The organism is Aliiglaciecola sp. 3_MG-2023, assembly GCF_030548205.1.
Taxonomy (GTDB): domain Bacteria; phylum Pseudomonadota; class Gammaproteobacteria; order Enterobacterales; family Alteromonadaceae; genus Aliiglaciecola.
Genome location: NZ_JAUORV010000017.1, coordinates 76,175 through 101,157, shown reverse-complemented (window position 1 = coordinate 101,157; position 24,983 = coordinate 76,175). Strand labels below are relative to the sequence as shown.

The 24,983-nt window shown below is 40.8% G+C and carries 22 protein-coding genes; 14 read left to right on the top strand and 8 right to left on the bottom strand.

The genetic code is table 11. From position 1 onward, the window contains the following. The first annotated feature begins 65 nt into the window (after positions 1 to 65). The 10 genes from Q4574_RS17800 (at position 66) to glnG (ending at position 11,646) form a co-directional block, all read left to right on the top strand. On the top strand, positions 66 to 683 hold the full coding sequence (locus Q4574_RS17800; protein ID WP_303476060.1) for an ANTAR domain-containing response regulator: 618 nt from the start codon (positions 66 to 68) through the stop codon (positions 681 to 683). 15 nt (positions 684 to 698) lie between these two features. Continuing rightward, the gene (locus Q4574_RS17795; protein WP_303476058.1) at positions 699 to 1,787 is read left to right on the top strand and encodes a CmpA/NrtA family ABC transporter substrate-binding protein; all 1,089 of its coding nucleotides are present in this window, start codon (positions 699 to 701) and stop codon (positions 1,785 to 1,787) included. 342 nt (positions 1,788 to 2,129) lie between these two features. Continuing rightward, the gene (locus Q4574_RS17790; RefSeq protein WP_303476054.1) at positions 2,130 to 3,533 is read left to right on the top strand and encodes a CmpA/NrtA family ABC transporter substrate-binding protein; all 1,404 of its coding nucleotides are present in this window, start codon (positions 2,130 to 2,132) and stop codon (positions 3,531 to 3,533) included. A 57-nt stretch (positions 3,534 to 3,590) separates the two neighbouring features. Further along, entirely contained in the window at positions 3,591 to 4,556 is a 966-nt protein-coding gene (locus Q4574_RS17785) for an ABC transporter permease (protein ID WP_303476089.1), read from the top strand. 12 nt (positions 4,557 to 4,568) lie between these two features. Continuing rightward, on the top strand, positions 4,569 to 5,423 hold the full coding sequence (locus Q4574_RS17780; RefSeq protein WP_303476051.1) for an ABC transporter ATP-binding protein: 855 nt from the start codon (positions 4,569 to 4,571) through the stop codon (positions 5,421 to 5,423). 187 nt (positions 5,424 to 5,610) lie between these two features. After that, the gene (locus Q4574_RS17775; RefSeq protein ID WP_303476086.1) at positions 5,611 to 6,759 is read left to right on the top strand and encodes an alginate export family protein; all 1,149 of its coding nucleotides are present in this window, start codon (positions 5,611 to 5,613) and stop codon (positions 6,757 to 6,759) included. A gap of 306 nt (positions 6,760 to 7,065) precedes the next feature. Next, on the top strand, positions 7,066 to 8,475 hold the full coding sequence (gene glnA, locus Q4574_RS17770) for a glutamate--ammonia ligase (protein WP_303476048.1): 1,410 nt from the start codon (positions 7,066 to 7,068) through the stop codon (positions 8,473 to 8,475). An 80-nt stretch (positions 8,476 to 8,555) separates the two neighbouring features. After that, positions 8,556 to 9,071, top strand: coding sequence for a DUF4124 domain-containing protein (locus tag Q4574_RS17765; RefSeq protein WP_303476045.1), 516 nt, complete (start codon positions 8,556 to 8,558; stop codon positions 9,069 to 9,071). A gap of 101 nt (positions 9,072 to 9,172) precedes the next feature. After that, positions 9,173 to 10,240, top strand: coding sequence for a nitrogen regulation protein NR(II) (gene glnL / locus Q4574_RS17760; protein WP_303476043.1), 1,068 nt, complete (start codon positions 9,173 to 9,175; stop codon positions 10,238 to 10,240). Beyond that, the gene (gene glnG, locus Q4574_RS17755; RefSeq protein ID WP_303476039.1) at positions 10,240 to 11,646 is read left to right on the top strand and encodes a nitrogen regulation protein NR(I); all 1,407 of its coding nucleotides are present in this window, start codon (positions 10,240 to 10,242) and stop codon (positions 11,644 to 11,646) included. Before glnL ends, glnG begins: the two co-directional genes overlap by 1 nt. A gap of 95 nt (positions 11,647 to 11,741) precedes the next feature. Here glnG and folE read toward each other — a convergent pair whose 3' ends face one another. From folE to Q4574_RS17730, 5 genes are all read right to left on the bottom strand, one after another. Continuing rightward, entirely contained in the window at positions 11,742 to 12,296 is a 555-nt protein-coding gene (gene folE, locus Q4574_RS17750; RefSeq protein ID WP_303476037.1) for a GTP cyclohydrolase I FolE, read from the bottom strand. A 177-nt stretch (positions 12,297 to 12,473) separates the two neighbouring features. After that, a complete protein-coding gene (locus tag Q4574_RS17745; protein WP_303476035.1) occupies positions 12,474 to 14,507 on the bottom strand; it encodes a S9 family peptidase in 2,034 nt (677 codons plus the stop codon). A gap of 221 nt (positions 14,508 to 14,728) precedes the next feature. Then, entirely contained in the window at positions 14,729 to 14,911 is a 183-nt protein-coding gene (locus tag Q4574_RS17740) for a hypothetical protein (protein WP_303476032.1), read from the bottom strand. A gap of 97 nt (positions 14,912 to 15,008) precedes the next feature. Next, positions 15,009 to 15,464: a CopD family protein gene (locus Q4574_RS17735; protein WP_303476030.1), complete on the bottom strand. Its 456-nt coding sequence runs from the start codon at positions 15,462 to 15,464 to the stop codon at positions 15,009 to 15,011. Positions 15,465 to 15,484: 20 nt separating this feature from the next. Then, positions 15,485 to 17,161, bottom strand: coding sequence for a chloride channel protein (locus Q4574_RS17730; protein ID WP_303476028.1), 1,677 nt, complete (start codon positions 17,159 to 17,161; stop codon positions 15,485 to 15,487). A gap of 133 nt (positions 17,162 to 17,294) precedes the next feature. Between Q4574_RS17730 and Q4574_RS17725 the strand changes: the two genes are divergently transcribed. The 4 genes from Q4574_RS17725 (at position 17,295) to Q4574_RS17710 (ending at position 22,851) form a co-directional block, all read left to right on the top strand. Further along, entirely contained in the window at positions 17,295 to 18,011 is a 717-nt protein-coding gene (locus Q4574_RS17725; RefSeq protein ID WP_303476025.1) for a DUF6776 family protein, read from the top strand. Between the two features lie 78 nt (positions 18,012 to 18,089). Continuing rightward, the gene (gene erpA, locus Q4574_RS17720) at positions 18,090 to 18,434 is read left to right on the top strand and encodes an iron-sulfur cluster insertion protein ErpA (protein ID WP_216049693.1); all 345 of its coding nucleotides are present in this window, start codon (positions 18,090 to 18,092) and stop codon (positions 18,432 to 18,434) included. A 220-nt stretch (positions 18,435 to 18,654) separates the two neighbouring features. Continuing rightward, positions 18,655 to 19,740, top strand: coding sequence for an efflux RND transporter periplasmic adaptor subunit (locus Q4574_RS17715; protein ID WP_303476021.1), 1,086 nt, complete (start codon positions 18,655 to 18,657; stop codon positions 19,738 to 19,740). Between the two features lie 15 nt (positions 19,741 to 19,755). Beyond that, a complete protein-coding gene (locus tag Q4574_RS17710) occupies positions 19,756 to 22,851 on the top strand; it encodes an efflux RND transporter permease subunit (RefSeq protein ID WP_303476018.1) in 3,096 nt (1,031 codons plus the stop codon). Between the two features lie 109 nt (positions 22,852 to 22,960). Here Q4574_RS17710 and Q4574_RS17705 read toward each other — a convergent pair whose 3' ends face one another. The 3 genes from Q4574_RS17705 to Q4574_RS17695 all read right to left on the bottom strand — a co-directional run bounded on the left by Q4574_RS17705 (position 22,961) and on the right by Q4574_RS17695 (position 24,952). Continuing rightward, complete coding sequence (locus Q4574_RS17705; protein ID WP_303476015.1) at positions 22,961 to 23,341, bottom strand: DUF2750 domain-containing protein; 381 nt, start codon at positions 23,339 to 23,341, stop codon at positions 22,961 to 22,963. A 321-nt stretch (positions 23,342 to 23,662) separates the two neighbouring features. Beyond that, positions 23,663 to 23,875 (bottom strand): hypothetical protein, encoded by a 213-nt coding sequence (locus Q4574_RS17700; protein WP_303476012.1) that lies wholly within the window; start codon positions 23,873 to 23,875, stop codon positions 23,663 to 23,665. A 90-nt stretch (positions 23,876 to 23,965) separates the two neighbouring features. Next, positions 23,966 to 24,952, bottom strand: a complete 987-nt coding sequence (locus Q4574_RS17695; RefSeq protein ID WP_303476010.1) for a GGDEF domain-containing protein — start codon at positions 24,950 to 24,952, stop codon at positions 23,966 to 23,968. Between the last annotated feature and the right edge of the window lie 31 nt (positions 24,953 to 24,983).

The following is a 24,983-nucleotide window of genomic DNA, read 5'->3' as shown; positions in this document are numbered from 1 at the left end:
TGTGGAGATTGCTGTGACTACATTTACCCATGGTAATCCCTTCAATTCAAAGCTGGATATGTGTTTTGGCGAGTATTAAGAACAAACAAAATTTAGCTCAAAGCGCGAAAAACCTACGGATTCTGCTAATTGATGAAAATACTCATCGTGCTGATCTTGTTACTGCTGCTTTGGGTGATTCTCGCTATGAAATAAGCCATTTAGCCAGTCCATCGGGTACTTTGTTAAAGCAAGTAGATCAACTCCAACCAGATATTATCGTTATCGATATTGAGTCACCTAGTCGGGATATTCTGGAAAGTTTGCATACGATCAAAAATATTGACCCCAAACCTGTGGTTATGTTTTCTAGCGAAGAAGATACAGACACTATCAATCAAAGTATTGAATCTGGGGTTAGTGCTTATGTAGTGGGTGATCTTGAACCTCATCGGGTAAAACCCATATTAGATGCCGCTGTTGCTAGGTTTCGCGAATTTCAAAAATTGAAAACTGAGTTAAGCGATACCAAACAGCAACTAAATTCTCGAAAGAATATTGACCAGGCTAAACGAATACTAATGAAAAATAAGAATATCAGTGAAGACCAGGCATTCCATACTATGCGAAAAACGGCTATGGATACTGGTCAAAAGTTAGATGATGTGGCCAAAACCATAATATCGATGTTTAATTCGTTGTAAGTTGTAATACAAAACATGATGAAACCTGAAAAAACACAATTAACGTTAGGATTTAGCCCTCTTACTGATTGCGCCCCTTTTGTGGTTGCAAAAAATTTAGGATATTTTGAACACTGGGGTTTAGACGTAACTCTACAGAAACAAAATTCCTGGGCGACCTTACGAGACAAGTTACATGCTGGTGTTTTAGATGCGGCACAGATGCTTGCCCCTATGCCCATTGCCAGTACGTTAGGATTGGGCGTTGCACCTATCCATGTTTTGACACCTATGGTGTTAAGTCAAAATGGTAATGGCATTACCTTATCTGAACCCCTGATTAAAGAGCTATTGTCGGTCAATAAAATTTTTCAGTTAGACTTTCCCCTTGATGCTAAACTTCTCAAAAACGTTATCGACTATCGAACCCAGCACAATCAAACCAAACTTTCATTTGCTACGGTATTTCCTTACAGTTGTCATCACTATCAACTCAAAGATTGGTTGTTGAGTGGCGGAATCACATTTGACGATGTAAATATCAGTGTTGTACCACCAATTAATATGGTCGATTCTATGTTAAGTGGTGATATCGATGGATTTTGTGTTGGTGGGCCGTGGAATGCCAAGGCCGTTCGCGGCAGTTGCGGCGTTACTGTGGTGACCTCATCTGACATATGGCAAGACTCGCCAGAAAAAGTGTTAGGCTTTTTGGCGTCATTTGCAGAAACCAATCCAAATACTGTTTTAGCAATTTGCGCGGCTCTCAAGCAAGCTTGTAATTGGTTGGACTCAGTACCTAATCGTTTTGAAACCGCGGTAATGATGAGTCAGGAAGGCTTCTTAGGTGAACCTTTAGAGATCATTACCCCCTCTTTATTAGGAAGTTGCTTAACGCAAGCAACCCTTTCCCCGCGCTCAGTACCTTCTTACAACCAATTTGCTACTACTGTTGATGGCAAAGACGTCAATAATCCAGACGTTGAGTATGGTCAATGGTTGTTACAAAAAATGCAAGATAGTGGTCAAATTCCCGACAATACCGAAACCACAGGATGTATAGAAGGGATCTATCGCAGTGATATTTATCGTCAAATTTCCCCATTGTTAGCAAAGTTAGGTTAATGATTACCCTTAGATAAGAGCCCTGAAAATGCTGGAAGAGCACTTTTATGAGGCAATTTCAAAGTGCAAATTGCACTACAATGGTTTTCAAATAGTGAGATGCCACTAGTGGTTTATCTTAAGTTGTTGATATTTAACGATAATAAAAGTTGGCATTAGTCGTGCTTTATAACGCTCGAGACAAAGGCTTAAAGCAAAAATAATAATCTAAGCGTTGTCCATCTAACATAATATCATTTGTCTGCAAAGTTGCAGTTATTTGATACGGCAAAGTAGCCCACGTGAACTTCAAGTTTTTGGAGTTGACGTGGGTTTTTTTTTGGAAAAAATTCGGAGTGGATTATGTCTCGAACAAAATGGTCGAATGCAGTTATTAAATTGGTATCGTCGATGCGTAAAGCTATGATTTTGGCCCCAATAGCCGTAGTGATTGGCAGCACAAGTTTGCATGCTCAAGAAGTGGGTTATCCGGAAAAAGAAGAGCTTAAGTTTGGTTTTATTAAATTGACCGATATGGCGCCGTTAGCCATAGCGTATGAAAAACGATTTTTTGAAGATGAGGGGCTATATGTCACTTTAGAGGCTCAGGCAAATTGGAAAGTCTTACTCGATAGAGTCATCGATGGGCAGCTAGATGGTGCTCATATGTTAGCAGGGCAACCATTAGGTGCAACTATAGGCTATGGAACGCAAGCCGATATTATTACTGCTTTCAGTATGGATTTAAACGGAAACGCTATCACTGTCTCCAATGATATTTGGAGTCAAATGAAAACCCATATTCCCCATGAAAATGGAAAACCAGTACACCCGATAAAAGCCGATGCGTTAAAACCGGTAATTGACAGTTTTAAAGACCAAGGTAAACCTTTCAAGATGGGAATGGTGTTTCCAGTATCTACTCACAATTATGAGCTTCGCTATTGGTTAGCTGCGGGTAACATCCATCCTGGTTACTATGCGCCACACAAAGATGATACTAGCGGACAAATAAATGCAGATGCGTTGTTGTCAGTGACTCCACCCCCTCAAATGCCAGCCACTATGGAAGCTGGCACAATCGAAGGTTACTGCGTAGGTGAACCTTGGAATCAACAGGCTGTGTTTAAAGGTATTGGCGTACCCGTAGTCACTGACTATGAGATTTGGAAAGATAACCCAGAGAAAGTTTTTGGAGTCAGCAAAAAATGGGCTGAGGAGAATCCGAATACTCATATTCGCGTGGTTAAAGCTATGATTCGAGCTGCCATCTGGTTAGATGAAAATAACAATGCTAACCGTCCTGAGGCCGTGAAAATATTAGCTAAAAGCGCTTATGTTGGTGCTGACGCTGAGGTAATTGCAAACAGCATGGTAGGTACGTTTGAATATGAAAAAGGAGACAAACGAGAGGTTCCAGACTTCAACGTTTTCTTCCGTTATAACGCGACTTATCCATTTTACAGTGATGCCATTTGGTATTTAACCCAAATGCGTCGTTGGGGCCAAATTAGTGAGCAAAAACCGGACTCTTGGTACAAAGACATTGCCAAGCAAGTTTATCGTCCAGACATTTATGCTCAAGCTGCAAAGGCATTGATTGCTGAAGGCAAAGCGGATGCAAAAGATTTTCCTGAATTTGCTACTGAAACAGGCTTCAAACCTGCTCAGAAACACTTCATCGATAATATTGTTTATGACGGTACTCAGCCAAATGCTTATTTGGAAAAATTTACTATTGGAATCAAAGGTGACACTAAGCTTTAAAGCTTAGGTGAATTCACCGAACGGAGAACTAAAATGTCTAAACAAGCAGCTATTCCTATGATCACAGAGAAAGAAGCAAGCTTCGATTTAGTGAAGCTAACTGGATGGCTAAAAACCATAATGCTGCCGGTAATTGGATTGGTCGTGTTTATTGGCCTGTGGAATGTATTAGCCAAAAATATTGATACTTCTTTGGGGCAATTCCCTGGTACTACTGCTGTTTGGCAACAGGCCAAGGTATTGGTAGATGAACATTATACCCAGCAAAGCAAAGCTGAAGCGTTTTATGAGCGACAACATAAGCGCAATGCTGAAAGGGTAGCAAAAGACCCTAATTATCAACCAAAAATTCGAGCCTTCACCGGCGCTCCAACATTCTTTCAACAGATTTGGACGAGCCTTTATACGGTCATGGTAGGCTTTGTTATGGCATCACTTTTCGCGGTTCCTTTGGGGATTCTATGTGGATTAAGTAAGTCTTCATACGCGGCTATCAACCCATTGATTCAGTTATTTAAACCCATTTCTCCCCTCGCATGGTTGCCGTTAGTAACAATGGTGGTCAGTGCCGTTTATGTGTCTGATGATCCTATGTTCGCCAAGTCTTTTATAACTTCTGCAGCAACAGTGGCACTTTGTTGTTTATGGCCGACTCTGATTAACACCGCCGTTGGTGTATCGAGCATTGATAAGGATCTTATTAATGTCAGTAAGGTATTAAGACTAAATCCTATCCAACATGTAATAAAAATTGTAATGCCTTCCTCAATTCCAGCGATTTTTACGGGTTTACGTCTGTCGTTAGGTATTGGTTGGATGGTGTTGATCGCAGCCGAAATGTTGGCGCAAAACCCTGGGCTAGGCAAGTTTGTCTGGGATGAGTTTCAAAACGGAAGCTCGGAATCTTTGGCTCGTATAATGGTTGCAGTACTCACCATTGGCATCATCGGCTTCATACTGGATCGGTTAATGTTGCAGCTTCAGAAGTGGGTAAGTTGGGATAAATCAGCGACTTTACGCTAAGAGGAAATGATCATGACATTTAAACATCAACTTGAACTAACCCAAGTAGCAATAGATTTCCCTACACCAAAAGGGCCTTTCACTGCATTGACGGATGTGAATTTAAAAATTCAAAAAGGTGAGTTTATATCCTTAATCGGTCACTCTGGCTGCGGAAAGTCGACGGTTCTAAATCTCATTGCCGGATTGTATCAGGCCACTACTGGTGGGGTGATACTCGAAGGGCAAGAAGTCAACGAGCCTGGACCTGAAAGGGCCGTAGTCTTTCAGAATCATTCATTACTGCCATGGTTGTCTGCTTACAAAAATGTCGAGCTTGCGGTAAAACAAACCCAGACAGGACGCTCTAAAAAAGAAATTAAGGACTGGGTTGAGCACAATCTTGAGCTTGTGCATATGAGCCATGCTGCAGATAAATTGCCGTCGGAAATATCAGGCGGAATGAAACAGCGGGTAGGCATCGCCCGGGCCCTCGCCATGGAGCCAAAAGTACTGTTAATGGACGAACCTTTCGGAGCTTTGGATGCGCTAACCCGCGCACATTTGCAAGACTCAGTAATGGAAATACATAGTCAATTGGGAAATACCGTTATTATGATCACCCACGATGTGGATGAAGCTGTTTTACTGTCTGATCGTATCGTCATGATGACCAATGGACCGTCGGCAACCATAGGCGAAATTTTATCCATCGATTTAGAGCGACCACGAAATCGCATTGAGTTAGCCGATAATCCTCAGTACAACCATTATCGACATGAAGTACTTAAATTCTTGTATGAAAAACAAAGAAAAGTAGAGTCTGTGGATTCTCACCGAAAAAGCAAATCCGCCAAAGGACAGCCAGGAAGCTTAAAAACCGGCTAAGACAAAATTTAAACACATTAACCTTTAAATACCATGTAAACCAAGACTTAGGTTTGTGCTAATGAGCTTATTAGCCAGCCAAAGTCTCGGCAAAGTCATGCCTAAAATAAGAGAAAAGACGATGAAAACGTTAGCAAAAAAAACACTTAATGTTGCAGTACCCCTTGCTCTGTTGAATGTATCTACTATGTCTGCTAATGCTGCAGAATCTGTGACTGAAGCTATGGCAAATGGCACGGCTAAGGCTAATTTTCTGTTGCGCTATGAATCTGTGGAGCAAGACAATGCGGTGGAAGATGCAAGTGCACTTACCTTGCGCACTTTGTTGAGCTATCAATCAGCGAGTTATAAGAATTTTTCAGCCATGATTGAAGTGGAAGATACGCGTATAGTGTTAGGGCAGGGCGATTATACGGTCGGGCCAACAGGTTATAACTCCGGAATCTATTCAGTGATAGCAGATCCTGAGCATACTGAGCTCGATCAGGGGTATCTTCAATACTCTACTGACGAATTTACCGCTAAAGTGGGTAGGCAAGTGATTACCATGGACAATCATCGTTTTATTGGCCATGTAGGCTGGCGTCAAGACCGTCAAACCTTTGATGGTTTCAGTTTTGATTACAGTCCTGTGAAAGCCGTTTCATTAAAATATGCCTATTTAACGCAACGCAACCGTATTTTCGCTGAAGCTGCAGATTTGGATGCTAAAGATCATCTAATCAATGCCTCGTATAATTCATCTGTGGGAAAAATAACGGCTTACGGCTATTTACTTGAGGTTGACAATAATGTTGAAAACTCGTTGGACACCTTTGGTATCCGATTTTCAGGAAACAACGTTGTAGGTGATACTAAACTTATCTATACGGCAGAATATGCGACCCAAAGCAGTGATTCTGCAACCACTAGCTTTGATGCGGATTACTTAATGCTAGAAGCTGGCGCAGTATTTTCAGGTGTTACCGCAAAAATTGGTTACGAAGTACTTGGTTCCGATGAGGGAAATTATGGATTCTCTACACCCCTAGCGACTTTGCATAAATTTAATGGCTGGGCTGATATATTTTTAGCTACACCTGCACAGGGGCTAGTAGACTTATCCGTAACACTTTCTGGGAAATTGGCTGGTGGAAGTTTGACTGCGACCTATCATGACTTTGAAGCAGACGAATCCACAGAGCTGGTAGATGATCTTGGCAGTGAAATTGATTTGCTATATACCTACAAAGTCTCTGCTAATTATTCCATGGGGATCAAGTATGCCAACTACTCTGGTGAAAGTGGGAAAACTGATACCGACAAGCTTTGGCTGTGGCTTGGTGCGAAATTTTAATTAGCATGCACTGTTTTGTGAAAAAGATAGTAATAGCCAATATCAAAATAATACATCTATCTGTTTGTTATTAGGTTAATCTGAGTAAACTAGTTCCTAATATAAATAACTAGCGCACCATATTAGGGCTTTGTGATCACGTATGGTGCAAAAATTACTTGGGGTAGCGTTGTTTATTCACCATTTCAACGAAAGAACAGGTACTTTAGGGGCGTCATGCATATGGCATGAAAATCGCTTAGTTGAGCAACTAGTATTGCAAGATTGAAAAATACCATAATCTTTGATTATATTCAGGAGGACACAATGTCAGTAGAAAAGGCTTTAGACCTTATCAAAGAAACCGAAGCGAAATTTGTTGATCTACGTTTTACCGATACAAAAGGTAAAGAGCAGCACGTTTCAATCCCATCTCATCAAGTAACTGAAGACTTCTTTGAAGAAGGTAAAATGTTTGATGGTTCTTCTATCGCTGGTTGGAAAGGCATTAATGAATCTGACATGGTACTTATGCCTGATCCAGAAACAGTCGTTCTTGACCCATTCGCAGAAGAAACACAAATTAACGTTCGTTGTGACATACTTGAGCCTTCAACTATGCAAGGTTACGACCGCGACCCTCGTTCTGTGGCTCGTCGTGCAGAAGAATATTTAAAATCGACTGGAATCGGTGATGAAGTCTATATCGGTCCAGAGCCAGAGTTTTTCTTGTTTGACGACGTGAAATATAGCACTACTATGTCTGGTTCTTTCTTCAAAATTGATGCTGAAGAAGCTTCTTGGAATTCAGGTGCTGAGTTTGAAGGCGGCAACATGGGCCACCGTCCAGGTATCAAAGGCGGATACTTCCCAGTTCCTCCAGTTGATTCATCAAATGATACTCGTGCTGCTATGTGTCTTGTTATGGAAGAAATGGGACTAACTGTTGAAGCCCATCACCACGAAGTAGCAACAGCAGGTCAAAACGAAATCGCTTGCTTGTTTAACACGCTAGTTAAAAAAGCTGATGAAGTTCAAATCTATAAGTATGTAGTGCATAACGTAGCTCATGCTTACGGTCAAACAGCGACCTTTATGCCTAAGCCTCTAGTAGGTGATAATGGTTCAGGTATGCATGTTCACCAATCTATTAGTAAAGGCGGTAAAAACGTTTTTGCTGGTGACAAATATGCTGGTATGTCTGAAGAAGCCTTGTTCTACATTGGTGGTATTATCAAACACGCTCGCGCGATTAACGCATTCACTAACGCTTCTACTAACTCTTATAAGCGTTTGGTCCCAGGGTTTGAAGCACCGGTAATGTTAGCATATTCTGCTTGTAACCGTTCTGCATCTATCCGTATTCCTCACGTGAATAGTGAACGTGCTCGTCGTATCGAAGTACGTTTCCCTGATCCAACAGGTAACCCATACTTGTCATTCACTGCAATGTTAATGGCTGGTCTTGACGGAATTAAAAATAAGATCCACCCTGGCGATGCTATGGATAAAGATCTTTATGATCTTCCTCCAGAAGAAGCGGCAGAAATCCCAACAGTTTCAAGTTCATTAGAACAAGCTCTAGAAGCTTTGGATAGTGATCGTGAATTCTTGACGGCTGGTGGCGTTATGACTGATGACATGATTGATGCTTATCTTGAGCTTAAATCTGCAGAAGTTGAGTTACTTAACTCTTCTACTCACCCAGTAGAATTTGGCATGTACTACAGCTGCTAATTGCTATAGTTATTGTTTTTTATACTAGCCCGCATTATTGCGGGCTTTTTTTTATTCCGGAAAAGGCTACACTCTAAGGTATGAAAAAGACCATTATCATTGCTTTATTGTTATTTTCCGTTGCCGCAATTGGCGAGACCCTTTACAAAATAGTAAATTCTGACGGCTCAATAACCTACACAGATACACCGCAAAGCGGGGCAGAACCATTGGATTTAGAAAATACCAATAGTACTGTGATGCCTTCGTTAACCAATGGGGTATCGAAAAAGCCGATTAAAAGGAATAGGTTAGAGTTTCCCGATTACCAGCTTAAGATTATTTCCCCTGCGGATAAACAAACTCTGCGTAACAATTCAGGTAAGGTTTCAGTTACCGCTCAACTTGAGCCCGTTGGAAATGGCAAATTCGAAATTTATTTAGATGGTGAGCTAGTGCAAACCAGTCCTGCCCCTTCTTTTCGACTTCAAAACGTAGTGCGAGGAGAACATTCAATCCAAGTAAAATTTATTCACCATACAGGCAAGATCCTTGCATTGTCTAAGCCTAGAGTGTTTTACATGCACCAGGCATCGACGTTGATCAATCCAAATTAAACGTTTTAGAAGCCTGTAGCGTGCTTCTTAATTGACATTGACTTTAACAGGTGAATGTTGTGCACTTATATGGTGCAATAATGTAATTGGATGAAATTTCTTTGAGTGAACAATTTAAACACCTTTTGGAAAGCTTAGCTACGGCTGTACTGGTTTTGGATAAAAACCTTTCTATCCGTTACGTCAATCTAGCTGCGCAGTCGATATTAGAATGCGGAGAAAATCAATTACTTGGTTTTCCTTTGACCCAATTTGTATCTCATTCCAGCGTAACATTTGCGCGCTTAGAAGATGCAATCGAACGAGACCAGGGATTTTCTGATGGCGAAGTGCTATTTGCGTTTTCCGATGGTCGACATGTATTAACCGATGTGACAGTCACATCATTTGAATTCGAAGAAAAGTCTGCTCTTTTGCTTGAGATTAAAGTCATTGATCAGCAGAAGCGGATTAGTCAAGAAAGTCAGCAGTGGGCGCAACTTCAAGCTGCTAGAGAGTTAATTCGAGGATTGGCCCACGAAATTAAAAATCCACTTGGGGGCGTTAGGGGGGCAGCACAATTACTCGAAAAAGAATTACATAGTCCTGACTTGAAAGAGTTTACTCAAGTAATTATTGGCCAATCAGATAGATTGCGAAATTTAGTCGATCGACTTTTGGGCCCTAATTCGTTACCCAATTTTGCGTGGGTAAACATACACAAAGTGTTAGAAAAAATTCGTACCTTAGTGAAGTTGGATGCGACCCATAATATTCATATTGAACGCGATTACGATCCGAGTATTCCAGATCTGTTTTTAGATCAAGATATGTTACAACAAGCGGTTTTAAATATTGTCACTAATAGTATTCAGGCATTGGAAAATAACGATAAAGAGCCTGAAATTATTATTCGAAGCAGAATCAAACGCAGATTTACGATACACGGCGTGAAATATCCGCTAGTTGCACAAATTAAAATTATCGACAACGGTCCAGGGATCCCCGTTGAGCTAAAAGACACCCTGTTTTATCCAATGGTAACAGGGAAATCAAATGGCACAGGCTTAGGACTGTCCATTGCACAATCTTTGGTAGACCACCATAAAGGCAAAATTGATGTTGAAAGTTGGCCTGGTCATACCGCATTTAAAATTTATTTACCGATAGAGAAAAAGGACGTAATTTAATGAACGCTGAACCAGTATGGGTCGTAGATGACGATAGCTCGATTCGTTGGGTATTACAAAAAGCGTTGCAGTCGGCGCAAATTCCTTGTTTTAGTTTTGAGAATCCAGAAGATCTACTTCTGCAGTTACATTCTGGTCAACAACCAGAAGTCATCGTTTCTGATATTAAAATGCCACAAATGGACGGCATGACATTACTGCAAGAAGTGCATCGCCATTTTCCTGATATTCCGGTGATTATTATGACGGCCCACTCTGATCTAGATAGCGCAGTAAACGCCTATCAAAGTGGAGCCTTTGAGTATTTACCTAAACCATTTGATATCGATGAGGCAGTGAACCTTGTCCAGCGTGCTTTAGCCCATGCAAGGGAACAAAACTCGCAACGACAGGTTGAACCCGAGGCGAAAGACACTGAGATCATTGGTGAAGCACCGGCAATGCAAGAGGTTTTTAGAGCCATTGGGCGTTTATCAAGATCGAGTATTAGCGTTTTGATAAATGGTCAGTCAGGCACGGGTAAAGAGCTTGTTGCTCAAGCATTGCACCGCCATAGTCCTCGTAAAGCGAATACTTTTATCGCTTTAAATATGGCCGCTATACCGGCTGACCTAATTGAGTCGGAATTGTTTGGTCATGAAAAAGGGGCGTTTACCGGAGCGCAGAATGCTCGGCAAGGTAGATTTGAGCAAGCAGATGGAGGCACACTATTTTTAGATGAGATAGGTGATATGCCTTTGGATGTGCAAACACGTCTATTGCGAGTATTGGCAGATGGCCAGTTTTACCGTGTTGGGGGGCATAATCCAGTTAGCGTAAACGTGAGAATTATCGCTGCAACCCACCAAAATCTGGAACAGCGAGTCGTAGATGGAAAATTTCGAGAAGATCTCTATCACCGTCTCAACGTGATTAAGATTCATATCCCTACCTTGGCACAACGTCGCGAAGACATCCCATTGTTGGCTCGGCATTTCCTCAGCCGTGCCGCAAAAGAATTGGAAGTCGATGCTAAGTCTCTTAGCAAGGAAGCTGCCAATGTACTTTCGCAGTTAGCTTGGCCTGGAAACGTTCGTCAATTGGAAAACATGTGCCGTTGGTTAACCGTCATGGCCAGTGGTCAAGAAATTTTGATAAATGATTTGCCACCTGAAATTAGTACTCAGCCTGCTACTACGCAAGCGGCCAATCAAGAAGGCGATTGGAAAACCTTGTTGGCTAGTTGGGCCGATAAACAACTGCACTCTGGTCGTCAGAATATCTTAGATGAAGCGACCCACGAATTTGAAAAAATCATGCTTGAAAGAGCATTGCAATACACGAATGGTCACAAACAAGACGCAGCTAAAAAACTAGGGTGGGGAAGAAACACCTTAACGCGTAAGTTAAAAGAACTTGACCTATAACGGGCGAGAGATTTAAACAATTCAGTATAAGGCGCTTTTTAAAAGCGCCTTTTTTGTGTTTCTACCTAAGTAAAACAATACTGAATGATAAAAACTCACTTGCCAATTAAGCGTAAAAACTCCGTGCGAGTTGCTTGAGAGGTTCTAAACGAACCTAACATCACTGAGGTGATCATCGATGAGTTTTGCTTTTGCACACCACGCATCATCATGCACATATGTTTACCTTCCATAACAACCCCCACACCTTTAGCACCTGTGACTTCTAATACAGCATCAGCAATTTGTTTGGTCAAACCTTCTTGAATTTGTAATCGACGAGCGTACATATCCACAATTCGTGCGAATTTTGATAAACCAAGTACTTTACCGTCTGGTAAATATGCAATGTGACAACGGCCTATGAAAGGTAGTACATGGTGCTCGCATAATGAGTAATATTCAATGTCTTGGATGATTACCATTTCATCAGTATCAGCTTCAAAAATGGCTCCATTTACAACGCCATGAACATCTTTTTCATATCCATCCGTTAAAAACTGCATCGCTTTTGCGGCTCTTTTAGGCGTATCAATCAAACCTTCTCTGGTGGTGTCTTCCCCTAAATGTTGGAGAATGCTTGCATAATGATCTTGTAGTTCTTGTGACATTTATTCGTGGTCTCGTTTGCATTATTCTGACTTTCAGAATGCCGGATTTCGTTAAGTAGCCCAACATCATAACATTATGTGGATGTTAGAAAAACTAAATACATCAAGTAAACTTAACTCAGGTGGGTTGGAGTAAGGTACTTACGATGGGATGATTATAAAGAAACTGATACTGGATCACTCACTATTTAATTCAGCCTCGGGCAAATCGTGATGAGGAAGTTGATGGCTTGGTTTGGATTTGTTTTGTTGAACAACAAAGTGCTCCATCCAGCGCATCAAACGCATGCTGTAATCTAATTTTGCTGGTGCCAAAGCGAATCCATGGGCCTCATTAGGATACAAAATAAGTCTCACTGGAGCGTCAGCATTGGATTTAAAGTAGCGATAAAGCTCTTTGGATTGACTTGGGGAAACCCTTGTATCCTGAGTCCCATGTAACAACAATAGTGGGGTTGTTGCATTTTTGGTATGGTAAATAGGGCTTCGTTCCAGATACCACGACCAGTCTTCCCAAGGTGCGACTAAAGCATGTAGATTTAGCATTTCTGTGGGAATGTCGGTTGTACCAAATTTTGAAATTTGATTAGCCACCCCCATCCCTGACACGCTGGCTGCAAAATAATCGTGTTGTTTTGTTGCGGCCCAGGCGGCAGCGTATCCACCGTATGACGTCCCAGTGATACCGATTCGTTGCGGATCAATATCATATTCTTCAATTAAAAATGTGCGTGCATCTAAGAGATCGTCAAACTCAGCGCCGGCATAATCTCTTTGTCCTAATTTAGAGAAGGCGACACCTTTTCCCGTTGAGCCCCTGTAGTTAGGTAAAAAGCTATAGAACCCTCTGCTGGCTGCATAAGCAACAGGGTAGGAATAACTATTATTCCAACCTAAAGAGAAATGGGCTTCAGGGCCACCATGCACAAAAATAATTGCGGATGATGTAGACGTTAAATTATCAATTGGTTCCACCAATATCCCATCTATAATGGTGCCATCTGCGGCTGTATAATAGACCTCAGTTTGTTTAGGTAGGTCTTTATCTTTCAACCAAACGTTAGAGTTGGTCATTCTTTTGTTGCTATGTTTAGTTTTAATAAAGAGTTCGTCTGGATGCTCTGGGGAGTCAGCCAAGTAAGCTATATTATAACCTTTTGCATCAACACTAAGGGCACTGATTTTACCTTCATGTTTTACCCGCACTCTGTATGACTTATTCAGATCCTCTATGTCCTTATTGGCAATAAATGTACTGAGATTCTGAGCGCCAATAAAACCTACGGTTGTTGGGTTAAACCAATTGACTGCAGTTACGTGGCCAGCAAAATCAGGCAGTATATTTACGGCTGTTGATGATGATGTTTGGCTAAGCCATAGCCGACCTTCAGCGGGGTCAGACGGATCTTGTGCGCCAATAAATACATAATGGCTTCCAGTGGGAGAGACACTTATCTCTCCCACTTTCCCTCGATGAGAATTGGTGAGCAGAATTTGTCCACTGGGTTTTAAAACTGAAATTTCGCTTTCCATTACAACATCATCTGCAAACGAACTAGGGGAATGATGCAATAATATTTGCTCAGATTGTGGGATCCATTTGGCACTTAAAACGTGGCTTTCGTTATAGAGTAAATGTGCATTTTTATTTTGATTTAGCAAACTCACGCGCCACAATGAGGCGTTTTCGGTTGACTCCCCAAATACCGTAGCGTTGAACCCGGCATTGTTTAACAGTCTTTGTTGCTTCTCTGCAGCAGGGTACCCCCAAATAATCGCTGCATCATTTTCCTCGTTTAGATCAAAACCTTTTATATTTGTTTTAGCACTAAACACTTTTTCAGGTTCATCATCACCTATTTCAATGCGATATAAGGAAACGGTTTTATCATCTTGGAATTTCCCTAAGAAATATAACTGATCACTATCTTTATTCCACTTTACGTGACCGAGTTGACTTCCCCCTGATATTACGGGGGAAATTCTTCCTCTTTTAGATACGACATAAAGCTCTCTTAAACTAACTAAATCAATTCCATCATAGCTGTCATCGGGTAAATTGAGCGTGATTGCCGCTAAACGTCCATCTGGAGAAAAAGACACAGTTTTAACTTTTCGTATTTGGTTTAAGTCTTCTAAAGACAAGGGGGTTTTTGCGCAAAGGGGAAGGGCGCAGAACAAAATACTGAGGAAAAAAACTAACTGTCTCAAAACTACTCCAATGTATACTTCAGTTTAAGCATGCAATAATACGCGTAAATAATGTCAGAAATATTAACATTATTAACAAATCGTTAACATTGTAGTGGGTGAATCAAGGTTTTGTAAATGAAAAGCGCATACTTTTTTTAAAAGAAGGGAGGAGTAAATTTTAATACGGGAAAGATTGAGAAGTAATTAACGGAAATCTGATGAACTTTATGTGGGCAAGGTCAAAAGTCTTTGTATTTTTTCTTTAATGAATCGCGGATATTACCGAGATAATAGTCTAGCTCTTGTTTAGCTTCTTCGTAAGCGTTGTTATATTCAATCGAATCAGGATTATCACGAAGTAATTTAAATGCAGAATCCGTTTTATTTAAAAGCAGAGTAAGTTGCCGATTGCTGACGTCCATTTTGTCCTATTTCCAATCCATTATTTCTCATTGCTTATATATTGGCTAATGAAACAGCGTAAAGCAAATATAATCTTAAATTTTAACCTATTGGCTATTAAAAAGCTTTAAGCACGGCTAAAGCGACTATGGCAAGTAGCACTAGTACTGGGGCTTCATTTAAAAAACGATAAAAACGTGATGAATGAGGAATAATATCCTTGGCAAATTTTTTCAACTGAAAATAAAGGTAGCCGTGATACGCGTACACGAAAATAACCAAGGTCAATTTAACGTGTATCCACATTGAAGCGGCGAACCAAGCTCTGCCATGCATATAAATTAAGATAACCCCGAAAATAAGGGTTAATAGGGCAAATGGCGTTACAAAAAACCATAGCCTGCGTTCCATAATTTTGAATTGATCCCGCACTTCTTGGCTCGATGTTTGCGAATGATATACAAATAAGCGAGGTAAATAGAAAATTCCTGCCATCCAAGCAATCATAAAAAATATGTGCAGTGCTTTTATCCAACCTATCCAATTTATGGAGTTTATCCAACCATCTAACATTATTTACCTTCTTAAATTTGTTAAAACTTTTCCTGATGCAAGTATGTACGTAAGCTATTCCAGGTGATGACTCCTACAATGCTAGAGGGGGTTGTCTCGTATACATAGACCGCACCATCTCGATTTACTTGCAATATTTCATACACTTCAGCCAAAGTAGATTGACTGGGTACACCTTCCATATCGAAATAGGCCAACGGGCCGCTATTGTGATTTAAACTTAGTTCATAGTGTACTAAAGAATACTGAACATCGATTTCAAACGAAGAACGCAGTACCACTGGATGATTTGGGGAAGTGTCTAAAAACTCCATTATGTGCTTGTCTGGAGCATCTATAAACAATTTATATTCTGTGTCCATAACGGCCAATACACCGGTCTTTTGTAACGCTTCCCTTATGGGAGAAATGCTATATGGCAGTTTTTGATATTCCAATTGGCGGATAAATATTGAGCGATTACCGAAAAGTTGTGTGGATGTCACATAAGCAGGCACTATAACCAGCATGGCAGGCAAAATGATATCAGCATTATATGCCAACTCCATAATTGAAGATAAAGCGGCGAGTGGCGCGTGCAAAACTGCGGTTAACATGCCCGCAATGCCGAGCAATGCAAAACTGTTATTATAATCAATGTTTTCTGATAAAACGAAGCCTAAGGGGATGGCGAATACGGCACCAGCCAACATTCCAATTACATAAACTGGGCCAATTAGTCCGCCCGGCACACCTAAGCCAATGGCAACGAGTGCAAGGATAAATTTGGCGACTAAAATAGCCACTAACATACTTGTAGTCTCACCGCTAACAAATGAATGAGTGGTGTCTAAACTCGCACTAAGGGATTCTGGCAAAAAGAATCCAAAAATTGCGGTGATCACTGCGGCTATTAATATTCGCCATATCATTTTAACGGGTCTAAATAAGCGAATGACATTCATCAATTGATTATTAAAAAGGGTGGCAAGGCAGCCAAGTGTCACACCTAAAATAATTAGGTAAGGGTAATGCCAATGATTAATATATTGAAAGGATAAAAAAGACAATTCATGGACTTGGCCAAATACCACCCTGGTCATTAATGAGCCGCAAGCGGCGGCTAACATAACCGGAATAAATAAATGTATGCGGTATTCTCGCAGTACCACTTCCATTACAAAAATAACCGCTGCCAAAGGTGTATTAAATGAGGCTGAAATCCCTGCTGCGATTCCACAACCCGATAAAATACGAATGCTGTTGTAGGGTAATTTTAAGCCGTGACCTATAAAACTGCTTCCGGCTGCGCCTAAGTGTACAGAAGGGCCTTCTCGACCTACCACAAATCCACTGGCCAAAGCGATCATGCCACCAAAAAATTGATTAATTGTTGTGCGAAAAGGAATGTGACCGTAGCGCTGTTTGAGTCTGTGAATTACAAATGGGATCCCCATCCGGTAGTGTTTAAAACCCGTTAGAAAGGCAAACAAAATAATCAGTAGAGCGCCAGCAATAGGCAATGTAAAACGTACTATGGGGTTTAAGTCAGAAAAGCGGTTTAATTCATCTAAAAAACTGAGCTGTAACCATTCAACACAAAGCCGAAATAAAATAATAAAAGACGCAGCGCTCATCCCACCCACTATGCCCAATATACATAGTTGAATTGATGTGCGAGGAGTCGCTAATTCCTGTCTGAAAGATTTTAATGTCATTATCTGTTGGGCTTATACTTTCAATGGGTAATAATGGTGCCCTGTATGCATTTTGTGATGCACATGTGAGGCAGATTTAGCTTATCACAAGTGCTTGTAAACAATGATAAAATTATTTTAGGAAAATTACCCTTTGATACCAGATGAAATTCGTAAAACGTGGAGCGCATTTAAATTTTATTCGGTTTTGCTGATTTTATTTATTTGCACTGCTTATTTTGCATTTATGTACGGCAACTCACACTTTGAGAGTCAAAATGCAAAAATTAGTACCCTGGAACACACCCTTGAAAACTTGTCACTTGATAATCAACGTTTAACCAAGCAGTTAAACATTCTTGGCGTAGAATTGGAAGTTCAAAGACTTGCCGTGAAAAAGTCTCAGCTTAGTCTTGAACAGGGACTAGCCAATGAAGCAAAGTTAAAAGAAGAAATTAAATTTTATCAACGAGTTATGGCCCCCGAATTGGAACAAGATGGGTTTGTTATCGAAGCCTTCGAGGTTAAGGCGTCACTGAGCGACCGTGCTTTTTGGTTTGAATTAGTGCTAATGCAACAAAACAAAATCAAAAATGTCGTAAAAGGCTCAATTGATGTAACAGTGATTGGCAGTGAAAACGGTAAGCCTAAGCAATATGATCTGTCAGATTTAATCACTCAAGCGTCTTCAGAATTGAGCTTTAGCTTTAAGTATTTTCAAACCATTCAAGGCGAAATGATTTTACCTAGTCAATTTTCACCTGAAAAAGTGTTGGTCAAAGCAGAAGTGTTTCAATTTAAGCGAAAACGAGGGAATTTGGAAAAAACCTTCGATTGGAACATTGAAAAAGCACAAAGCAGCACAGAATAGTTGATTAGATTACTCAGGTATTAGATAATTAACCCATAGATAGGGTATTTCCCCTGTTAGTTAAGGTAGAGGTAATATATGTCGGTAGAAATGGCGGTGCCAATTGAATTTTCTGAAGCCGCTTCCGCAAAGGTTCGTACATTAATAGAAGAGGAAGAAAATCCAAATCTTAAACTACGAGTCTATGTCACTGGTGGAGGTTGCTCTGGCTTTCAATACGGTTTTACGTTTGATGAAAAAGTAAATGAGGGCGATATGACTATCGATAAAAACGAAGTCACTCTAGTTGTCGACCCCATGAGCCTGCAATATTTAGTAGGTGGAACCGTAGATTACGTTGAAGGCTTAGAAGGTTCTCGTTTTTTAGTGAATAATCCAAATGCTACGACCACCTGTGGGTGTGGTTCTTCTTTTAGCGTGTAATCAAATCGCGATTGAAACAAATAAGCCAGCATGAAGCTGGCTTTTTTGTGTCTTTTTTTGAAACTTTTATAGTATTGCCAGCGTAACCATAGCTCTTTCATTACATCAAATAATGAGTTTTTAGGATGTTTGTTGATTTTGTACATATTTCGAAACGATTTAGAGTTGGTGGTATTTTTTTCAAAGTAGTAATGTTAGCGCCATCTGACACGGAGGTAACATGTCACATTTATTAACTAAAATTCGCCGCCAACCAGCTTGGATAGCATTCTTTATTTTCATACTTTTATGTTTATGGATAGCCTCAGGGCATTTATCAGCTGAGCAGAATGAAGACAAGAAAGAGATTCGCGAAGAAATCTTAACCAAGGTTAAAGTCGAGACCTTATATGCCGAACAAGTTAGCCGCGAAGTTAGTATTTATGGCCGAACTGAACCGGATCGTATAGCAACACTACGCTCTGAAATTAAAGGGCAAGTTGTCGATATTTACGTTCAGGAAGGGCAGGCTGTCACGCAAGGTCAGAAGATTTTACGTATAGACAGCAATGATCTGAATGCACAATTGCGCTCCGCAAAGTCAATTTTGAAACAGCGGCAAATAGAATTAGAAGCCGCTCAATCTTTGGGGAAAAAGGGCTTTCAATCCCAATCGGCTTTGGCGCAAGCGGATGCTAATGTTGAGTTAGCAAAAGCGGAAATTGAACGATTGGAATTGGCAATCACTAAAACCACCATTGTTGCGCCTTTCGATGGTGTCTTAAACCGTCGTGAAGTCGAAGTGGGAGATTTACTCAGAGATGGCGACACTATAGCTACTGTTATTGATTTAGATCCTCTAATTATTTCAGCTGATGTGACAGAAAACTGGATTCAGAAAATTTATCTTGGTCAACCTGCCCACGGCAGGCTTACCACTGAACAGACTGTGGCAGGAAAAATTCGTTATATCTCCAGTGTTTCAAACCAAGGTACTAATACCTTCAATTTGGAAGTTGCAGTACCTAATCCCGAAAGGACTCTGTTAGCTGGAATGAGTACTGAATTGAAAATTCCACTGCGCCAAGAGCGTGCTATCAAAATTACACCAGCGGTAATGGCCTTGGATGAAGAAGGTAACTTAGGCGTGAAAATTGTGGAAGGTGAAACCGTTAAATTTGTTCCCATCGATATTGTTAAAAGTGACAGTCAAGGGGTATGGCTAACGGGGTTAGGTGAGCAAGCGCGGATTATTACCCGTGGACAGGGGTTTGTCCGTGATGGTGATAAAGTGGAAATTGTCGAAGATTCGACATCAGAAAAGTAGCATTACTATCTTCCTATGAAAAATATTATAACCGCTTCAATCGACCATACGCGCACTGTATTAATGATCTTTGTGTTATTGATAGTTTCAGGTGCAGTAACCTATTTAAATATTCCCAAAGAATCGAATCCAGATGTTCCGATTCCATTTATTTACGTTTCCATTGTCCATGATGGTATTGCTCCTGAGGATGCAGAGAGGATGCTTGTTAAGCCAATGGAAAGGGAGCTGCGATCCATCGATGGCCTAAAAGAAATGAAAGCGACTGCGGGCGAAGGGTTTGCTAGTCTCACCATGGAGTTTGTGGCGGGCTTTGACTCAAAAGAAGCGCTGGCTGATGTGCGTGATAAAGTCACGGTCGCGCGGGCTAAATTGCCTGATGAAACCGAAGAACCCACGATTCATGAAATTACCATGGCAGGTCAACAGGCTGTATTAACTGTGGTTTTGTCAGGGCCCGTGTCAGAAAGAGCGCTAATTACAACTGCCCGAGAGTTACAAAATGGACTCGAAGGCATATCTGAAGTACTCGAAGTCGACATTGGCGGTGACCGTGAAGATTTAGTCGAAATTATTGTCGACCCATTGTTATTAGAGTCCTACGGACTTGATCAAAGTGAAATTTTAACCCTTCTATCACGAAATAATCGCCTTGTCCCTGCAGGCACTATGGATACTGGTGTTGGCAGTTTCGCGGTAAAAGTGCCGTCGGTTTTCGAAACAGTAGCGGATGTATTAGAGCAACCCATTAAAGTGGATGGTGACAGAGTGATCACTTTTGAAGATGTTGCTCAGGTACGACGATCTTATAAAGACCCGTCTGGTTTTGCACGTCTAAACTCTCATCCTTCAGTGTCAGTTGAAGTAAAAAAACGCCCTGGTGAAAACTTACTTATCACCGTTGAAAAAGTAAAAGCATTTGTTGAGCAAGCTCAAGGTTCTTCGGTTTGGCCAAACAGCGTGTCTGTGACATACACAGGTGATCAGTCAATAAATATAAATATGATGCTGGGCGACTTACAGAACAATGTCACCAGTGCCATAATCTTGGTGGCTATCGTCATTGTCGCTATATTAGGAGTGCGCACTGCAACCCTCGTTGGGGTATCTATTCCTGGGTCATTTTTAACCGGTATTCTAGTGATTTCCTTGTTTGGTTATACCATGAATATGGTTGTGTTGTTTTCACTGATCATGGCCGTGGGGATGTTAGTTGACGGCGCCATTGTGGTAACTGAGTTTGCCGATCGATGTATGAGTGAAGGTCAAGATAAGAGAACCGCATACAAAAATGCTGCGCAACGAATGGCTTGGCCGATTATTGCCTCTACAGCCACTACTTTGGCTGCATTTGCGCCGCTTATGTTTTGGCCAGGCATGATGGGGGAATTTATGAAATATTTACCCTTTACGTTGATTGCCGTTTTAACTGCTTCCCTGTTAATGGCATTGGTGTTTGTTCCAACGCTGGGGGCGGCTTTCGGTAAACCTAGATACATCAGTAGCAAAACCAAACAACAACTTGAGCAAGCTGAAAACGGCGATATTTATTCCCTTGAAGGATACACAGGTCGTTATATACGCTTCCTATCCTTGGCGATTGCGCACCCTTTAAAAAGTTTAGCAATTGCAGTTGTTTTTGCTGTGATCACTTTTACGCTTTATGCATCGTCTGGTTTAGGTGTAGAGTTTTTTCCAAAAGCAGATTCCCAGGGCGTGAATATTACTGTGAGGTCCATTGGAGATTATTCAGTCTACGAAAAAGACAATATTATTAAAGAAGTGGAAGCAGAGTTAATTGATATGCCAGAAATAGAAACCTTGTATTCGCGTTCTGGTGGGCAAGATCAAATAGGTACCTTAAGGTTGAATCTCGTTGATTGGCATTTAAGACCGCATTCAGATGAGGTTTTAAAAGACGTTGAAAACCGCATCGGTAATATGCCTGGATTGGATATTGAAGTTACTCCTGATCAAGAAGGACCACAATCTGGTAAGGATTTACAAATAGAGATTTCCTCTCGTTTTCCGGAACTTCTAAATGAAGCGGCATTAAAAATTCGTAAAGCGTTAGATGCAAACGATAAATTTACCTCCATTGGTGATACTGCCTCAAAACCGGGTATTGAGTGGCAATTAAAGGTGAACCGGAGTGATGCTGCTCGATTTGGCGCTGACGCAACCTTAGTGGGGAATACGGTGCAATTCGTGACTACGGGGTTACGGATCGGAGAGTATCGACCCGATGATGTGGATGATGAGTTAGATATTCGAGTGAGATTTCCAAGTACCGATAGATACATTGGAAAACTTGATGAATTGAGACTTAAAACCGCTAATGGTTTAGTGCCCATTAGTAATTTTGTTGAGCGTACTGCCAAATTGAAAACCGACTTGATACGACATGTTGACAGTAAACGAGTGCTGCGAGTCGAAGCTAATATGGTTCCAGGTGAGTTGTTAAGCATTGCCCTTCCTGAGCTAAAGCAACAATTACCGACGCTGAATTTAGATCCCAGAGTTGAAATTACTATCAAAGGTCAAAATGAGCAACAAGACGAATCTCAAGCTTTTTTACTTAATGCCTTTTTGATCGCGTTATTTGTTATGGCTATTATTTTAGTGACTCAGTTTAATAGTTTTTATCAAGCCTTCTTAATTTTAAGTGCAGTCCTGTTTTCCATTGTTGGCGTAGTGCTGGGATTACTTATATTCCAAAAACCGTTTAGCATCGTCATGTCAGGTGTGGGGGTTATCGCCTTAGCCGGCATAGTGGTCAATAATAATATTGTACTAATTGATACATACAATATTTTAAAAAGTGAAGGGCTAAAAAGCACCGAGGCAATCTTGCGCACAGGTGCGCAACGATTGCGTCCTGTTATGCTAACCACTGTAACCACTATTTTAGGTTTATTACCTATGGTGCTTGGCATCAATATTGATTTTATTGGGCGCAATGTTGATATAGGTGGACCTTCAACCGAATATTGGTCTCAGTTAGCCACAGCGGTTGCTGGTGGCTTAGCTTTTGCCACAGTACTAACTCTGGTGCTTACCCCGTGCATGTTAGCGTTTAAGGATAATCTGCACTTATCTTCTGACAAGTAGTCGAATTTAAAAGGCAAAAAAGGTTAAGTGGGAGAGGGAAAAATAGGCTTTAGATAAAACAAGTGAGGTGTGTCACCTCACTTGTATATTGGTTTTTACCGTGTCACTGTTAGTTTAATTTAGACCGATTTCTTTCTTTAAGCTCACTGTCAAATACGTCAGGAAAAACTACAATCCCTTCTTCATCTGGGTTTGGGAATACTGCGATATTGACCCCGTCCCCTTCTAGACCTCTTGTCCAGCGTTCAAACCAGTCTGATAGGGTTATTGCCTTAGGCGTGCAGTCAGCCCAATCACCCGTTGCCCAATATTTAGCAAATTCTTCAGATGGCCAAACTGGTACACAGTCTTCATCTTCACTATTTAGCATCACGCAACCATGCTCGTCGGTGAGGATCCAAATCTTTTGGTGGATAGTTGCCTGAGTTAATAAGTAGGCATGGCGTTTTTCTGGAGACAGTTGAATAACATCGTGAAATTGCGAAGACATAAATGTTTCCTTATTTGAAGCAGAAGTTAGGTACAAGAAAAATCCATATTGATGTTAAAAAAGTTAAAACACGTATTTGAAAAATTATGAATTAAGTAACACTATGAACATGCAAAGACTTATATCACTAAAACCTATATTGATACTAGTATTTAGGCAGGGATTTATGTGTCTAGATGCCAACTATTTTAGATACTCAAGGTAAGGTGAGATGTGCTTTCATCATTTATTGAAGGTAGATTTTTTATGGGCTAGCCATTATCCAATATTTTAAGTCAACTGATAGAGGGTGGGTACTTACTTACATTACTGATTCACTGCCTACTTTCGTTTGTGTTTTCGTCCTGCTCCCCAACCAATTATGCCAGCACCAATAATTGCGCCTAACCAGGCAAACGGCATAATTTGCGGATTCAGTTCTTTAGCAAACACAATAGTGAGCATTGACGATGCACATAATATCCAGCCGAATAGCTCTATTTTATTGAAATATTTTGTGACGAAGTTAGATTTACTTTCTGGTGAAGGTGGCATTCAAGTTTCTTTATTTGCTATTAACTGTTGATTGTAGCTGGGAATATGCCATATTTTGGTCTTACAATAACGCTTTTTACTTGATTAATTTTAGGCTACGCAACAATTATTACGACCTAAACCTTTCGCTTGATACATTGCACGATCTGCTCGGCCTAGCCATTCAAAGGCGGTTTCATGAGGGCTATATTTAGCTGTTCCTACTGAAATAGTGATTTTATGCTCTGCTAACCAACCTTCTTTTTCAATGGCTAAACGGAGTTCCTCGGCTAATGTAATAGCTTCTTTCAGGGGAGTGTTGTCTGCAATAACCACAAACTCTTCCCCTCCAAACCGATATAAATCATGGGATGAACGGATACTATTTTCTAACGTTTCTACAAATACTCTTAAAATATCATCACCTTTAGCATGACCATAGGCATCGTTAACCTTTTTAAAGTTATCTAGGTCCATCAAAATTAGCGAGACGGGTGAGTTATGCTCTTTTCTCTGCAAAGCAATGACTTCCAGCATTTTTTGCTCCATAGCGCGTCTATTACCAGCACCTGTTAACGGATCACAGGTTGCCAATTCTGTTAATTGTTGTTGCTGTTTTCGCATTCTATCTGAAAATGCATAACTGAATAGCAAAGTCGCTATGGCCGTCACATAAAACTCTAATGCCAAAAACACAGTCAACTGCTCTCGCAGCACATATCCTATAGAGAAAAGAATTAACATACTGTAAATAGCAGCCATGTTAGCTGGAAGCAGGAAAAACACAGCAGTGAGTGCTGGAAAGATCCACATTAATTGGCTAATACCTTTGAGCAATATAGTAACAAAGACAACGAACATGGATACAAACGCAAGAACACGGCCAGGTAATTGGGTATTATGGGTGCGGTAAACATAAATAAATAGAGAGCCTAAAGCTAAAACTGCAAATAAGTCTAAACATGCAACCGCCCAGTCTGATTCTAAAAAACGATAGATAGCAAAGGGCAATACGCCGATGGAGCTTGCGCCGCTAAGTGTTAGAATTATGCTCTCTTCTGCACTTCGCTTTTTGATGGGGGCTGAATGCGTAATCATAATATTTGCATCTTCCGTGATACGTTTACCA

Bases quoted from the DNA above. Each gene is read 5' to 3' on its own strand.
- glnA (WP_303476048.1), top strand. From the start codon at position 7,066: ATGTCAGTAGAAAAGGCTTTAGACCTTATCAAAGAAACCGAAGCGAAA.
- Q4574_RS17700 (WP_303476012.1), bottom strand. From the start codon at position 23,875: ATGCCACCTTCACCAGAAAGTAAATCTAACTTCGTCACAAAATATTTC.
- Q4574_RS17785 (WP_303476089.1), top strand. From the start codon at position 3,591: ATGATCACAGAGAAAGAAGCAAGCTTCGATTTAGTGAAGCTAACTGGA.
- Q4574_RS17765 (WP_303476045.1), top strand. From the start codon at position 8,556: ATGAAAAAGACCATTATCATTGCTTTATTGTTATTTTCCGTTGCCGCA.
- Q4574_RS17775 (WP_303476086.1), top strand. From the start codon at position 5,611: ATGTCTGCTAATGCTGCAGAATCTGTGACTGAAGCTATGGCAAATGGC.
- Q4574_RS17735 (WP_303476030.1), bottom strand. From the start codon at position 15,464: ATGTTAGATGGTTGGATAAACTCCATAAATTGGATAGGTTGGATAAAA.
- Q4574_RS17795 (WP_303476058.1), top strand. From the start codon at position 699: ATGATGAAACCTGAAAAAACACAATTAACGTTAGGATTTAGCCCTCTT.
- Q4574_RS17715 (WP_303476021.1), top strand. From the start codon at position 18,655: ATGTCACATTTATTAACTAAAATTCGCCGCCAACCAGCTTGGATAGCA.
- Q4574_RS17790 (WP_303476054.1), top strand. From the start codon at position 2,130: ATGTCTCGAACAAAATGGTCGAATGCAGTTATTAAATTGGTATCGTCG.
- Q4574_RS17740 (WP_303476032.1), bottom strand. From the start codon at position 14,911: ATGGACGTCAGCAATCGGCAACTTACTCTGCTTTTAAATAAAACGGAT.
- erpA (WP_216049693.1), top strand. From the start codon at position 18,090: ATGTCGGTAGAAATGGCGGTGCCAATTGAATTTTCTGAAGCCGCTTCC.
- Q4574_RS17780 (WP_303476051.1), top strand. From the start codon at position 4,569: ATGACATTTAAACATCAACTTGAACTAACCCAAGTAGCAATAGATTTC.
- Q4574_RS17710 (WP_303476018.1), top strand. From the start codon at position 19,756: ATGAAAAATATTATAACCGCTTCAATCGACCATACGCGCACTGTATTA.
- folE (WP_303476037.1), bottom strand. From the start codon at position 12,296: ATGTCACAAGAACTACAAGATCATTATGCAAGCATTCTCCAACATTTA.
- Q4574_RS17695 (WP_303476010.1), bottom strand. From the start codon at position 24,952: ATGATTACGCATTCAGCCCCCATCAAAAAGCGAAGTGCAGAAGAGAGC.
- Q4574_RS17705 (WP_303476015.1), bottom strand. From the start codon at position 23,341: ATGTCTTCGCAATTTCACGATGTTATTCAACTGTCTCCAGAAAAACGC.
- Q4574_RS17730 (WP_303476028.1), bottom strand. From the start codon at position 17,161: ATGACATTAAAATCTTTCAGACAGGAATTAGCGACTCCTCGCACATCA.
- glnG (WP_303476039.1), top strand. From the start codon at position 10,240: ATGAACGCTGAACCAGTATGGGTCGTAGATGACGATAGCTCGATTCGT.